The sequence below is a fragment of the Alteromonas sp. IB21 genome, from assembly GCF_016405965.1.
GTDB lineage: Bacteria > Pseudomonadota > Gammaproteobacteria > Enterobacterales > Alteromonadaceae > Alteromonas.
The window spans coordinates 61,248-74,065 of the sequence record NZ_JAEFCD010000001.1 but is presented as its reverse complement, the minus strand read 5'-3'; the positions used below and the strand labels follow the sequence as shown (position 1 = coordinate 74,065).

Genomic DNA, 12,818 nt, shown 5'->3' with positions numbered 1-12,818 from the left:
GAGGATATGATGAGCAAAGTCAGTCAAGATATCATCAAAAAAATCGAAGAAGCACAGCTAAAGACTGATGTTCCTGCGTTTGGTCCAGGTGACACAGTAGTTGTTAAAGTTCGCGTTACCGAAGGTGACAAAGAGCGTCTTCAGGCTTATGAAGGTGTTGTTATCGCTAAACGTAACCGTGGTCTGCACTCGTCTTTTACCGTGCGTAAAATTTCTAGCGGCGAAGGCGTTGAGCGTGTGTTCCAAACACACAGCCCGGCAGTTTCTTCAATTGAAGTTAAACGTCGCGGTGCGGTTCGTCGTGCTAAGCTTTACTATCTACGTGAGCGTTCAGGTAAATCTGCACGTATCAAAGAGAAGCTTAACTAAGATTACTAATCCTTGCGTTATTGTTAACTTCGAAAAAGCCCGCGTTAAGCGGGCTTTTTTGTGCCCGTAATTCGATCCTTTTGTCCTCTCATCGATTACAAATATTAATATTTGTTAATAGAGAAAAGGATGAGTTCAGAATATTTTATTGTGCTGGGAATATTGGGCGTTGCATTTTTTGCGGTTTCTGGCGCGTTACTCGGCCACGATAAAAATATAAACGGTTTTGGCATCGTCGTGGTTGGTGTAATGACAGCACTAGGTGGCGGTACGCTGCGTGACTTATTGTTGGGTAAGCCTATATTCTGGGTAGAAACGTCGGAGTATCTTATAGCTACTTATTCTGCCATCTTCGCAACCGTGCTGTTCGTTCGTTACATGCCTTCCCCCTCAAATTTTTACTTTATTCTCATCGATACTGTAGGGCTTGCTATCTTTAATGTCATAGGTATAGAAAAGGCCTTAATTAGTGGAACGGGAATGATAGTCGCACTGACTATGGGGATGACCACGGGTATTTTTGGTGGCTTGATGAGAGACGTGGTATGCAGAGAAGTACCCTACGTAATGCGAGGTGACGTTTACGCCAGTGCGTGTTTTGCAGGGGGGCTTTCCTATGCCGCGTTATTTGCGTTAGATACTCCCTATATTTGGTGCATATTAGGTTCTATATTTGTAACGGTTTTACTCAGAACGGCCTCTTTGCATTGGGGAGTGAAGGTTGACTTGTTCAGGAAACGAACGCCAAGATCTAAGAAGAAATGTGATGCTGAATTATAGTGTGTTATTGACGCTTCTCTTTTATGACAACTAAGGACAGTGAAACTCGGCGACCTAGTTTCACTGTAGATCTTTGTTAAGCCATTAAAGATAGCGCCTCGATGAGGGGGGCGTTCTCATTATCAATAGTTTCGATAATATGTTTGTGCAAACGTTTTTTATGTTCAGCAAAAATTCCACGCTTTTTATCAAACGATTTTGCGTAGTTAAGCGCGCCTTCCATCAGTGCTTCGTCTGTTTCGTAAGCGTTTTCAACAACATGATCATTTTCTAACTCTTTACCGGACACCCGTCTACCTGAAAGCTTCATTTCATTGAATCTATAATAAGGTATCGCTTTCTTTACAAACTCAATCATGCCCGGAAGGAATGGAATAGATAAATCGACCTCTGGAAAACAGAAGAAACCTTTGTCTGAACGCATAAACCTAAAATCACAGGCGCAGGCCAAGATAGCACCGTTACCGAAAGCGTGTCCGTTGATCGCTGCAATCACGGGTAGAGGAAAAAGAAGCAGAGTTTTAAACACCTCATCCATATCGTACATGAACTGCTTAATTTCTTCTGTGCGACCTGCTTTCATCGCAGGCATCAGCCAGTTAGTATCGATACCTAAGCTAAAACATTTTTCGTCGTTTGACGTGATAACCAGTGCTTTGCAATCTTCATTGCTTTTGATCGTATCTAATGCAGACAGCATCTCTTTGGCAAAGAGAGGGTTGTGGCGGTTTTCACCGTTTTTCATGGTTAAAGTGGCAACGTGGCCCGTGTAGGTGATAACTAAATTTTGCATTGTGTTCTCGTTATTATTCCGTTGTTGGAATGATACAAAATCCTTACGAGGAATGAGAAATTTAGCTTATTTATGTTGGTCAATTATCTATGATGAATAGACATAAAATATGGGGCAGTGTTAGGGCGTTATACGAACTATTTTTGCTGGTTACTAGAAATCGCGGGCAAGACTTTACATTTAAACGTATTACCATCGAAGAAAAGAGGTTAAACCTCACTGCCGACTAAAAAATGTGCTAATAAAAGTGGAGGTTGCCATTCGGTCATGCTCATTCACTTAGAATATACCCTAGATTAAAGTATTATTCGTTAAAGCTTGCCTCATTAAGCTTTAATTGATAAAAAGTCAATGACGTTGAAGAAATATAGAAAAAGCTGGTTGTACAATAAAGTTTACATACAGATTGGACACTCTTTTGGCGTTTTATTTTCAATTTTTTATTTGTAGTTAAGAGAGTAAGAGAACTCCCATGATCAAGGACACTGTTAATAACGTTCACGTAAGTACAGAAGATGTGCTTATTACACCCGACGCGCTTAGCGCAGAGTTGCCTGTTTCAGAAAAAGCACTTGCCGCTATTTCTGATTCGAGAAAAATTGTTTCCGATATTATCCATCGCCGTGACCACAGACTGCTAGTGGTGTGCGGACCTTGTTCAATTCACGATATTGAAGCAGCTAAAGAGTATGCGCTTAAGCTTAAAGAACTTCACGAATCGTGCAAAGACACATTGTTTATCGTGATGCGCGTTTATTTTGAGAAGCCGCGCACCACAACAGGGTGGAAGGGGCTTATTAACGACCCGCATATCGATGGCACGTTTGATATTGAAACGGGCCTTCGCAAAGCAAGAGAACTGCTGATTTGGTTAGCAGAGCTAGAGCTACCTGTTGCCACAGAAGCATTAGATCCTATCAGCCCGCAATATCTAGCAGAACTGTTTAGCTGGGCTGCCATTGGTGCGCGTACGTCCGAATCGCAAACTCACCGAGAAATGGCGAGCGGCCTCTCAATGCCTGTAGGTTTTAAAAATGGTACGGACGGAAGCTTGGATATTGCTATTAATGCACTTAAATCTGCGGCTTCTGGACACCGTTTCATGGGGATTAACAAGCAGGGCCAAGTAAGTGTTATTGGCACCAGTGGAAACCCGGATGGTCACATTATCTTACGTGGTGGGAAACAGCCTAATTATGATTCGGTGTGCGTATCTGAGTGTGAGATTGAATTACAGGACGCTGGGCTTACTGCAGGTTTAGTTGTTGATTGCAGTCATGCGAACTCTTCGAAAGACTATCGTCGTCAACCTCTGGTAGCGCAGAATGTAGTGAACCAAATACTTGAAGGTAACCAGTCAATAATTGGTGTTATGCTTGAAAGCCATTTGAAGCCCGGAAACCAGAAAGCTGAAGGTAAGAAACCTGAAGAGCTTGAATACGGCGTTTCTATCACTGATGGATGTATTGATTGGGAAACGACAGAAAACTTAATTGCTCAAGCCAGAGATAAATTAATTACTGTGTTACCCTTACGTCAAAATAAGCGCACGGTGGCATAAGCTAACTCAACCCGTGCCATGTGATTCAAGGATAAGACATAATGGCCGATATTTCGCAGCAGTTAAACAAGCTAGATACGCTGCGTGAAGGTATTGACGAGCTGGATTCCCAGCTCGTCGAATTACTCGCAAAACGCAATAAAATCACGACCCAAGTTGGACAAATCAAAGCCGAAGCTGGCATGCCTGTTTATGTACCTGAACGAGAAAAAGCGCTAATAGCCTCTCGTCGCGCTCAGGCTGAAGCTCTCGGGGTCTCTCCCGACCTAACTGAAGATTTACTACGCCGCGTAATGCGCGAGTCTTATCATACTCAAAATAACAGATACCGCTGTGTTAAGCCTGACCTAGATAATGTAGTTGTAATAGGTGGTGCAGGGGCGCTTGGCCGCGTTTTTGTGAGTTTGTTCGAGCGGAGCAACTACGCTGTATCGGTAGTCGAAAAAGAAGATTGGGAGAGCGGGCGAGCTGCGGCGCTGTTAAGTGCTGCATCTTTAGTAATTGTGGCGGTGCCTATCAACTTAACCGAGGCGGTAATTAGCCAGCTTACAATGCTGCCTAAAGACTGTGTACTGGCAGATATAACCAGTGTTAAAGCTAAACCGCTAGAGGCAATGCTTGCAGTGCACAGCGGCCCTGTTGTGGGCCTTCACCCCATGTTCGGCCCTGATGCACCTGGCATGATAAAGCAGGTGGTGGTGGTGTGCGACGGACGTGGTAGTGAAAAATATGATTGGTTAATTGAACAAATGCGAATCTGGGGTGCTACTATACACGACTCTAGTGCATTGGAGCATGACCAAGCAATGGCCTATATCCAGGTTATGCGCCACTTTAATACCTTTGTGTATGGACAACACCTCAAAGGCGAAGACCCGAATTTAGAGTCACTAACCATGTTTAGCTCGCCGATTTATCGTTTAGAACTCGCAATGGTAGGGCGACTGTTTGCTCAGTCACCGCAGCTTTATGCCGATATTATTTTCAACAATCCTGACAATTTTGCGCTGCTGCGTCGTTTCTATGAACGGTTCGGCTTAGCCTTGTCTCTTCTCGAGAGTGGGGATAAAAAGGGGTTTGTGGAGCAGTTTATGAAGGTTGGAGCCTGGTTCGGTGATTACGCTAAAAAATGCCTAGTAGACAGTAAGCAAATGTTATTAAAAGCAGATGATGGTCAACTTTTAAGAGATAAGTGATACTAATCCGCATAGATAATTGCACGCTGAATGGGTAATTATCTGTGCGGACTAATGGTATAACACCCCTAAATCTCACAAACTTTAAAAGAAATGCGAGCCTGAAAGTGAAGCGCCCCCTAATTGGACTACCCAATTAGGGGGCTTTTTATTAGTTTGCAAGGGCGCTTGCTGCAGCCACTTTTGTTGGGCTTATTTCTTCGCTTGGATAGCAGCCAAGAACTTTGATATAGCGCGTAATTCCGCGTAATGCGTCAAGCGCGGTTTGTACCGGCCCATCTTCTACATTGCCCTCTACGTCGATGTAAAACATTTCTTCCCACGGGTTACCTGGGATAGGGCGAGACTCTAGCTTTGTCATGTTAATGCTGTTTTCTCTTAGCACTAACAAGGCCTCAACCAATGCGCCGGGCTTTTGAATTGTGGACATAACGAGTGTGGTTTTTGCTGGTACCTGAAGTGGAACTACAACGGGGTTACGCGCCACAACGATAAAGCGGCTGTGGTTTTCCTTCTGATTAGCAAGGTTACTTTTTATAGCCATCAAGCCATACAAGTTACCACCGGCTTCGCTTCCTATTGCAGCCACATCATCCCGTTTAAGTTCGCTTACCGTCAACATGGCGGATGACGTGCTGTCCATAGTTTTTACTTCTACATTGCCCAACTCAGCGAGGAAATGGCTGCACTGGGTGAAAACCTGGGGATGGGCATAAAGCGTTTTTATTTTATCAATGCTGGTATTGGTGCCGACCAGTAGCGTGTGTCGAATGGGGTGTGTAAGTTCACCAATAATACTTAATTGAGTGTGCTGCAACTGGTCGTATACTTCATTGATACTGCCAGAGGTCGTATTTTCTATCGGGAGTACAGCATAGTCAGCTTCGGTGCTTTCTACCTTATGGATGATTTCTGCAAAGCTTTGGCAGCCAATTTCTAAAAGCTCGCCTGGTCGACGAGAGAAGTATTTTTGTGTTGCAAGGTACGAATATGAGCCTTTATCACCCAAGAATGCTACACGGTTAAGAGGTAGGGTGCTACCGGGGTTGGCGCGCTCAGCTAACATTGCTTGTTGGTTCAAAACCGAGTCTTCAATTATGACATGAAAGATTTGCGTCACGTAATGGGGATCTAAGCCAATGCCTTGACCCTCTTTAATTAAGCGCACTAACAGTTGCTCTTCACGCTTCTGATCTCGCACAGGGATATGGTGTTTTATTTTTGTCTCAGCGACTTCGTTAGTAAGTATTCTGCGTTCTGCAAGTAATTTAAGTAATTCACTGTCCAAAGCGGTAATCCGCTCTCTAACAGTATCTAATGCATTGTCTGACATAGTGTTCCCGTGCGTAACATGTAATAAAGTGCTGTTAAAAAAAAACCTCCCAGATGGGAGGTTTTATGCATGTAGCCGCGCCTCCCTAATTTAAGGATGTAAACGCAAAAAAGAAAACTGCTACGTGCTTTATGTTCTGTTTCATATCTTGAATGTATGTTGAACACCTATGCGTGTCAACCCATTTTTACAAAATGTATTATTGTTTTTTATGCTTTGGGCTTGAAAAAGCATAGAAAATAAGTAAGCAACGCAACCTTGTGAACACACACTAACGACTTTGCTAATTCAAGCCTTTAACTTAACGACTTAGTTACCTAAAAGTGCAGACAGCATTTGCCGTACTTCATTCGGCTCAAATGGCTTGTCGCATAACGCGTTTACGCCCGTTTGCTGAATATTAGCCATATGCGCACTGTCTGCTGATTCAGAGGTCACCATGATAATAGGTATATGGGTGGTTTCGGGATTAAAGCGGATAAACTCGGACAGTTCACGCCCATCCATCTCTGGCATATTATAGTCAGTGACAACTAAGTCGAAGGCTTGGTCTTTTATCAGCGTCAATGCCGTTGCGCCATTTTCCGCTTCTTGAATGCGTTGTAGGCCCATTCCTTCTAATACACGCCTGATATGGTTTCTTGCTAGCTTACTGTCATCCACAAGCAAAACACGCACATCGTGAACATCGAATAGATCAAGTTCCAACTCATCGTGATTAATTAAGTCTAAGCTTGCATTTAGCGCGCGAGATAAATGAAGGGGCTCGAACGGCTTAGGCAGGATTGCGGCTACGCCCGCCTGCTTAAATTCTTCAAGTTTGCTCAATCGGTTTTCACTCGATACAAGCATGAAAGGGATACTCTTAAAATTCTCGTTCTCTTTGATAAATTTTAACAGTTCCAACGCGGTTCCGTCTTCGTAATACATCGCACTTACTATAAGATCGGCGCCATGGGCCTTTACTGCAGAACGCGCTTCCGAAAGGGTACTGACGGGGTCAATTTCCTTAACGTTTTCTTTCAACAGCAACGTAGTGATGATTTTCCGCTGAGTATCAGAAGGTTCAACAAGAATAATATGTAAATCAGAAATTGACAGCTTTTCCATTTCAGACTCTTTTTTTGTTATGTGTTTATGAAAAAGGGAACACTTACCATCCGTTGTCGTCAACTAGCCACCAGCTAGTTTAACGCTGTAACCCTTATCTGTAAGAAGTGAACGCAGCTTTTCTCTGTCATCGGTTTGAACTTCAATTACACCGTCTTTGACCGCGCCGCCACAACCACATTTCTTTTTAAGTTCTGAGCCAAGTTTTTTTAGCTCATCAGAGGGAAGGTCTAAGCCTTTGATCAAGGATACGCCTTTTCCCTTTCGCCCTTTAGTTTCTCTATGAATACGAACGATACCGTCCGAAGAGACTGAGCGCAGATCTGTTTTCTGCTCAGGCTTTATTTTGCCGCTTTCAGTACTATAAACTAAAAGTGCGTCTTGCCAGTCTTGCATAAATACCTCAATAAAATTCGTCTTTCCATTTTAATTACACCGAAAACAACACAATCATACAAAAGTTGTATACAGCAACGATGACGATGTAGAAAACTTCAACTAAGATAAGAATAGCAAAGATAAAAGCATCAGATGAAGCATTTATGCTCACATTTAAGGGAACGCGTATGGAAATAACGGCAAGGTTTGAAAATCAAGGAAAAACATTAGTCATTGATGTAGGTGCTAAATTCGATTTTAGTAAAGTTGAGGCGTTTAGAAACGCCTATTGCGATCTCGATAGCGATGTTTCGCATATTAGCGTCAATCTATCGCGCACCGAATACATGGATAGCTCTGCGTTAGGCATGCTGCTCAATATGCAAAAATCGCTAGCAGGCAGAGAACTCACTTACAGCATCGAAGATGCGCGCCCACAAGTTGCTAAAATCTTACAAATATCTCGGTTCGATAAGAAATTTGACATCAAATAACTACTCAGAGATCCACGGACCGTGAAAATTCTTATTGTCGATGACGAGAGCATCAACCGCACACTGTTAACCAACATGCTCTATAACGCGGGTTACAAAGAGTGTATTGAAGCTGTCAACGGCGTTGAAGCTATTAAACTGTTTGAAGAAGAGCAGCCAGACTTAGTTTTGCTCGATGTTGTGATGCCAGGACTGTCTGGTTTTGACGTTGCGCCAAAAATTCGAAAGCTAGCGAAAGGCGCTTATCTGCCCATTCTTTTTATTACAGCACTTGAAGATAAAGAAAGCTTGGTTCGCTGTCTTGAAGTTGGCGGTAATGATTTTGCCACTAAGCCGTTCGACCGTCACATCCTTATTGCAAAAATAAGAGCTCATCTGCAGATACGGGCCCTAAGTGAACACGTTGAGCAGCAAAACAAAACGCTGCTTTTGTTTAATCAGCGCGTCGCGCGAGAGCACGCCATTGTGGAACATATATTCAGTCACGCTATTGTTAATTGCCCTGAAGTCTTGTCACATTTTGACTGTTTATTAAAGCCAGCGGAGACGTTCAATGGCGACCTCTTCCTATGCGAAGCAAGTCCAAGTGGAGGCATTTACTTTGTAGTAGGAGACTTCACTGGACATGGATTAGCGTCAGCAATAGGCGCACTACCTGTGACCCGCGCATTTCGGGAATTGACGCAGCAAGGCGTTTCAATAGCTGAAATCACCTCTGAACTAAATCGAATTCTCATCACATTTCTCCCAAGCGATATGTTTATGGCTGCTGTTATAGGAGAAATCAATGCGGCGGGTGATCGCGTCAATCTATGGCAGGGGGGCATGCCAGAAGTGATAGTTCCAGCGAAGACTGATATCGCATTGCGCACGGTGCCTTCTCGGCATATGGCCCTTGGGATATTAGACGAGAGTGACCTCAACACAGACTATGACACAATTCACTTAGGGCACAACGAGCAACTCGTTATTTATAGTGATGGTTTGATAGAAATAGCAAATGCCAATGGAGAGATGCTGCAGGAAGAAGGCTTAGCGAATATAATAAAAGCGCAAATGCAGGAGCGGGGAAAAGTAGACGCCGAGTCGCTCTTTCGTCAAGCGAAAACGTATGGTTCCTCATTCACATTAAATGACGATGTCACTCTAGTGGTTTTCAATGCTAAACCCATAAACATATCCACTATTCGTAAAACGGTTGAGGGTTTACCCTCTGTTCATGAAATCGCCCTGAGCGCGCCTCACTTGAAGCAGCCTGATATTCTTCAGCGGATTTTGCAGTTGGCTGGTCAATGTGAAGGTATACAAAATATACGTTCTATTTTGTATACCGTTCTTACGGAGCTTTTTAACAATGCGCTTGACCACGGCATTTTAAAGCTCGAATCTAAAGTCAAAACAGACAGCGCAGGTTTCCACCAATACTATGCAGAGCGTGATGCATCATTAAAGGCGCTTAGTCATGGGCGAATTAATATTCGCTTCGAATCTTTACCGTCAGAGGGTAAAGTACTTTTACAAGTAGAGGACAGCGGGGAGGGGTTTAGTTGGGACATAGGACGAACCTTGCCGAATAAGGGGAACATACAAGAAATGAGTCACGGGCGTGGCTTACCTCTTATACATGCGCTATGTGAAAGGGTATGGTTTGAGGATGGAGGCAAAAAGGTGCTCTGCCTGCTTGATACCCAAAATTGAGCTTTTCTATCCGACGTCTCTTTCCCCATGGTGTTTAGTAGTGGTTAGGTGATCTAGGGAATTAGATAACTAATCGAATTTTTCTTTCCTTAAGTAGAAATTGAAGAAACTATCGTGCCACTGGTGATGTTGCACAATTTACTACTGAGGATATATGCTGAAATCGTTTTTGAAATTATTTGAAGATTCACACAGATACAGGGAACCGGCCTACACAGTCGAATTGGCAACGGCGGCTTTACTCAGTGAGATAGTCAATGCAGACAATGAAGTCACTGAAGTTGAACGGCAAGAATATGAAAAGCAACTTAAGAAGCATGTGAATGTCGATGAGGATGCAATGGCGCTTCTTCTTAAAAGAGGACAAGAGACTTCAGAAGAAGCGGTCGATCTTGTGCACTTTACTCAGGTGCTAAATAATCACTGCAGTGCAGATGAAAAAGTCAGCGTAGTAAAAAGCCTTTGGATAATTGCCTATGCCGATTCGTCTCTCGCTCCGCTTGAAGAAAGCACTATCAGGCAAATCGCAGACCTGCTATATGTGTCACACAGCGACTTTATCAAAACAAAACTTTCTGTCGTTGAAGGCAACGTTTGACTAAAACTGTAAAGAAAGTAAATAGGACTTTCTTAAAAATCCATTTTACTTTCTTTGCTCCTGCCTTACTATTGTGAACAAAAAAGTAGGCGCCACGCTCGATGTGCATGAATGTTAATCGTAAAGTGAGTTGCTCTTTAAAGTTAGCTGAGTAGTAAGTAAAGGACACATGTGTGTTTAGAACCCTGAAGATTTCTATTGGTCTTGTGATAGTAGCGACCATGTCAACATTTGCTGTGTCTATTGCTGTCGTTAATAAAGTAGATCGCACTGAGTCAGTTGTTAAAATTGTAAGGGATAATACTGCTGCATTGGGTAATTCTGTTGCCCTTCAACTCGCGGTGTTGATGGAAAGAAACCCAGGAAATAACGCGCTACTATCATCCGTTTTCCAACCTATAAAAGCCTATGAGCACTTATTATCTGCGACGCTCTACGATAACGATTATAACGTTATATCGACGATCCATGGCGAACGTGTAAAAGAAATCGAAGATCAATTAGTACCTCGGTTACCAGAAGTTACACCCTATGGCATTACGCAGTACGACGATATCCTTGTGGCACATCAGATTGTGGGAAGTAGCCTTTATCCGATGGGACATATGGTCCTTTACATCGATGTTGAACGTGCAAAGTCGAAGGATACCGCTCGCGAAATTCTCACGCAAGTGCCTGTCATTCTTGGCATTTGGCTTCTGTGTACGGGCATCTGTATTTTTATTTTATATCGATTAGTGTTGCCTCTTACTTCCCTTTGTCGATTCACTCAAGAGGTATTTGAGTCAAAAGATTACGCCTTGAGAAACTCTTTAAACGCTTCAAATGAAATTGGTCAGTTAGCTCGAAATATCAACAACTTGTTAGATGCTATTGAAGTTGAATTACTGGTGAACTTTGAGCAAAAACAAACGCTGGTTGATCAGCAAGAAACCATGTCGCGACTCGCTAACTTTGACAGCTTAACGGGGTTACCTAACCGACAGTTTGTTCTCGACAATTTAAGGTTAGAATTGGCGAGGGCCAAGAGAAATGAAGAAGATTTGCTTCTATTGTTTTTCGATTTAGATGGTTTTAAAGGCATCAATGATTCGTTAGGACATGAAACAGGCGATCTGATACTCATCGAAGTGGCTGATCGGGTGCAATGTTTACTGCGAGATGGTGACCTATTTGCTCGTTTAGGTGGCGACGAATTTTTGGTCCTTCCTGATAGAGATGCCTCTACTAAACACGCGCAAAGTCTAGCTAACCGATTAATAACAGCCTTTGAGGAACCCTTTGAGCTTCGCGGTCTGTCTTTAACTGTGGGGCTTAGCGTTGGGATAGCTAAAGCGTCAGATGCCGCGTACGATCTCAGTGAGCTTATGAGTAACGCTGACCTGGCTATGTATCGGTCTAAAGCCCGTGGGAGAGGAAGTTACACCCTATTCACGCCCGATATGGTCGAATCGCATAAGCGAAAACTGCTGTTGGCGAACGGCATTGAAAAGGGCCTTACCAACGACGAATTCGTGCTTTACTATCAAGTGAAAGTGAATAACGACGGCAGAGTTATTGGCGTCGAGGCGTTGATTCGGTGGCAGCATCCTGAATTTGGCCTAGTCATGCCGAACGAGTTTATTCCCATTGCAGAGCAGGGGGGCAAAATAACCGCCATTACTCGTTGGGTCATAAAGCGCGTCTGTATTGATATGCCTGCGCTCAATCAGTGGGCTTCTTCTCCATTTAGGGCGTCAATTAATCTATCTGGGCATGATTTACGAAGTACTCAGCTATTTGATTATATTTATAGTACATTTACATCGCATAACGTAAATCCAGAGAATTTCGAATTTGAAGTAACGGAAAGTGCCTATCTCGAAAATTTCGCGCTCTCTAATAAGTTCTTTAGACGGATTGGAAACATGGGGTGCGCAATTGCCCTTGATGATTTTGGTACGGGTTACTCGTCGTTAAGCTACCTTACCCAAATAACCATAGATACGCTGAAAGTAGACAGGCAATTTGTCATGGAGCTTCAAACGTCAGAGCGCAGTCGTTTGGTGACGGGCGCCATTATCGATCTTGCAAAACGTTTATCGCTCTCAGTGTGTGCCGAGGGAATAGAGAACCTCGAACAGTGGGATTATTTGAAGCAACATGGTTGCGACAATGTTCAAGGCTTCTTATTCAGCAAGCCTATTCCTCTTGCAACATTGATAGATTCCCCTTGCCACTTTAGTACCGAGGAGTTTGCCTGATCTCACGGCTATGTGGAGTCGTCTTCTCTGACATTCTTTCATATATGTGTTTCTTAATTGCAACACATTGTATGTTGTCGTATGAGTTAGCGTGAAAAAGTGTTGTGCATGACTCTGATTTGTCTAGGTTTTATCCTTTTGGTCCAAAAATCGCATAACATAAATCGCATAGAAGAAATGTGGTCAATTATGATAGTGGTTGATTGAAGACTAGTGGTACTATTTACATGCTTTTTTATTCTTAACGTTAAAAAATTGAAGAATG

General features: G+C 43.2%; 12 protein-coding genes. 8 read left to right on the top strand and 4 right to left on the bottom strand.

What is annotated here, in order from left to right; all coding sequences use genetic code 11:
• The first annotated feature begins 9 nt into the window (after nucleotides 1–9).
• Nucleotides 10–369 carry a 50S ribosomal protein L19 gene (gene rplS / locus JC525_RS00325; protein WP_024015986.1) on the top strand — a complete coding sequence of 120 codons (360 nt, stop codon included), beginning with the start codon at nucleotides 10–12 and terminating at the stop codon, nucleotides 367–369.
• Between the two features lie 129 nt (nucleotides 370–498).
• A complete protein-coding gene (locus JC525_RS00320) occupies nucleotides 499–1,149 on the top strand; it encodes a trimeric intracellular cation channel family protein (protein WP_198812892.1) in 651 nt (216 codons plus the stop codon).
• Between the two features lie 76 nt (nucleotides 1,150–1,225).
• On the opposite strand, the gene JC525_RS00315 is transcribed toward JC525_RS00320, so the two are convergent.
• Nucleotides 1,226–1,942: an enoyl-CoA hydratase/isomerase family protein gene (locus tag JC525_RS00315; RefSeq protein WP_198812889.1), complete on the bottom strand. Its 717-nt coding sequence runs from the start codon at nucleotides 1,940–1,942 to the stop codon at nucleotides 1,226–1,228.
• Nucleotides 1,943–2,414: 472 nt separating this feature from the next.
• On the opposite strand from JC525_RS00315, the gene JC525_RS00310 reads away from it, so the two are divergent.
• The gene (locus JC525_RS00310) at nucleotides 2,415–3,503 is read left to right on the top strand and encodes a 3-deoxy-7-phosphoheptulonate synthase (protein WP_198812887.1); all 1,089 of its coding nucleotides are present in this window, start codon (nucleotides 2,415–2,417) and stop codon (nucleotides 3,501–3,503) included.
• 41 nt (nucleotides 3,504–3,544) lie between these two features.
• The gene (gene tyrA / locus JC525_RS00305; protein ID WP_198812884.1) at nucleotides 3,545–4,699 is read left to right on the top strand and encodes a bifunctional chorismate mutase/prephenate dehydrogenase; all 1,155 of its coding nucleotides are present in this window, start codon (nucleotides 3,545–3,547) and stop codon (nucleotides 4,697–4,699) included.
• A 151-nt stretch (nucleotides 4,700–4,850) separates the two neighbouring features.
• On the opposite strand, the gene pheA is transcribed toward tyrA, so the two are convergent.
• From pheA to yciH, 3 genes are all read right to left on the bottom strand, one after another.
• The gene (gene pheA, locus JC525_RS00300) at nucleotides 4,851–6,032 is read right to left on the bottom strand and encodes a prephenate dehydratase (RefSeq protein ID WP_198812874.1); all 1,182 of its coding nucleotides are present in this window, start codon (nucleotides 6,030–6,032) and stop codon (nucleotides 4,851–4,853) included.
• Between the two features lie 309 nt (nucleotides 6,033–6,341).
• Nucleotides 6,342–7,142 carry a response regulator gene (locus tag JC525_RS00295; protein ID WP_198812872.1) on the bottom strand — a complete coding sequence of 267 codons (801 nt, stop codon included), beginning with the start codon at nucleotides 7,140–7,142 and terminating at the stop codon, nucleotides 6,342–6,344.
• A 63-nt stretch (nucleotides 7,143–7,205) separates the two neighbouring features.
• The gene (yciH, locus tag JC525_RS00290; protein WP_198812871.1) at nucleotides 7,206–7,538 is read right to left on the bottom strand and encodes a stress response translation initiation inhibitor YciH; all 333 of its coding nucleotides are present in this window, start codon (nucleotides 7,536–7,538) and stop codon (nucleotides 7,206–7,208) included.
• 170 nt (nucleotides 7,539–7,708) lie between these two features.
• Between yciH and JC525_RS00285 the strand changes: the two genes are divergently transcribed.
• From JC525_RS00285 to JC525_RS00270, 4 genes are all read left to right on the top strand, one after another.
• The gene (locus JC525_RS00285) at nucleotides 7,709–8,014 is read left to right on the top strand and encodes an STAS domain-containing protein (protein WP_198813870.1); all 306 of its coding nucleotides are present in this window, start codon (nucleotides 7,709–7,711) and stop codon (nucleotides 8,012–8,014) included.
• A gap of 21 nt (nucleotides 8,015–8,035) precedes the next feature.
• Nucleotides 8,036–9,712 (top strand): fused response regulator/phosphatase, encoded by a 1,677-nt coding sequence (locus JC525_RS00280; protein ID WP_198812868.1) that lies wholly within the window; start codon nucleotides 8,036–8,038, stop codon nucleotides 9,710–9,712.
• Between the two features lie 154 nt (nucleotides 9,713–9,866).
• Nucleotides 9,867–10,310, top strand: a complete 444-nt coding sequence (locus JC525_RS00275) for a tellurite resistance TerB family protein (protein WP_198812865.1) — start codon at nucleotides 9,867–9,869, stop codon at nucleotides 10,308–10,310.
• A 173-nt stretch (nucleotides 10,311–10,483) separates the two neighbouring features.
• Nucleotides 10,484–12,553 carry a putative bifunctional diguanylate cyclase/phosphodiesterase gene (locus JC525_RS00270; protein ID WP_198812862.1) on the top strand — a complete coding sequence of 690 codons (2,070 nt, stop codon included), beginning with the start codon at nucleotides 10,484–10,486 and terminating at the stop codon, nucleotides 12,551–12,553.
• Nucleotides 12,554–12,818: the final 265 nt, after the last annotated feature.

Excerpts from the sequence above, each read along its gene's own strand:
- JC525_RS00295 (WP_198812872.1), bottom strand. The coding sequence starts at position 7,142 with ATGGAAAAGCTGTCAATTTCTGATTTACATATTATTCTTGTTGAACCT.
- pheA (WP_198812874.1), bottom strand. The coding sequence starts at position 6,032 with ATGTCAGACAATGCATTAGATACTGTTAGAGAGCGGATTACCGCTTTG.
- JC525_RS00275 (WP_198812865.1), top strand. The coding sequence starts at position 9,867 with ATGCTGAAATCGTTTTTGAAATTATTTGAAGATTCACACAGATACAGG.
- rplS (WP_024015986.1), top strand. The coding sequence starts at position 10 with ATGAGCAAAGTCAGTCAAGATATCATCAAAAAAATCGAAGAAGCACAG.
- JC525_RS00285 (WP_198813870.1), top strand. The coding sequence starts at position 7,709 with ATGGAAATAACGGCAAGGTTTGAAAATCAAGGAAAAACATTAGTCATT.
- yciH (WP_198812871.1), bottom strand. The coding sequence starts at position 7,538 with ATGCAAGACTGGCAAGACGCACTTTTAGTTTATAGTACTGAAAGCGGC.
- JC525_RS00310 (WP_198812887.1), top strand. The coding sequence starts at position 2,415 with ATGATCAAGGACACTGTTAATAACGTTCACGTAAGTACAGAAGATGTG.
- JC525_RS00315 (WP_198812889.1), bottom strand. The coding sequence starts at position 1,942 with ATGCAAAATTTAGTTATCACCTACACGGGCCACGTTGCCACTTTAACC.
- tyrA (WP_198812884.1), top strand. The coding sequence starts at position 3,545 with ATGGCCGATATTTCGCAGCAGTTAAACAAGCTAGATACGCTGCGTGAA.
- JC525_RS00320 (WP_198812892.1), top strand. The coding sequence starts at position 499 with ATGAGTTCAGAATATTTTATTGTGCTGGGAATATTGGGCGTTGCATTT.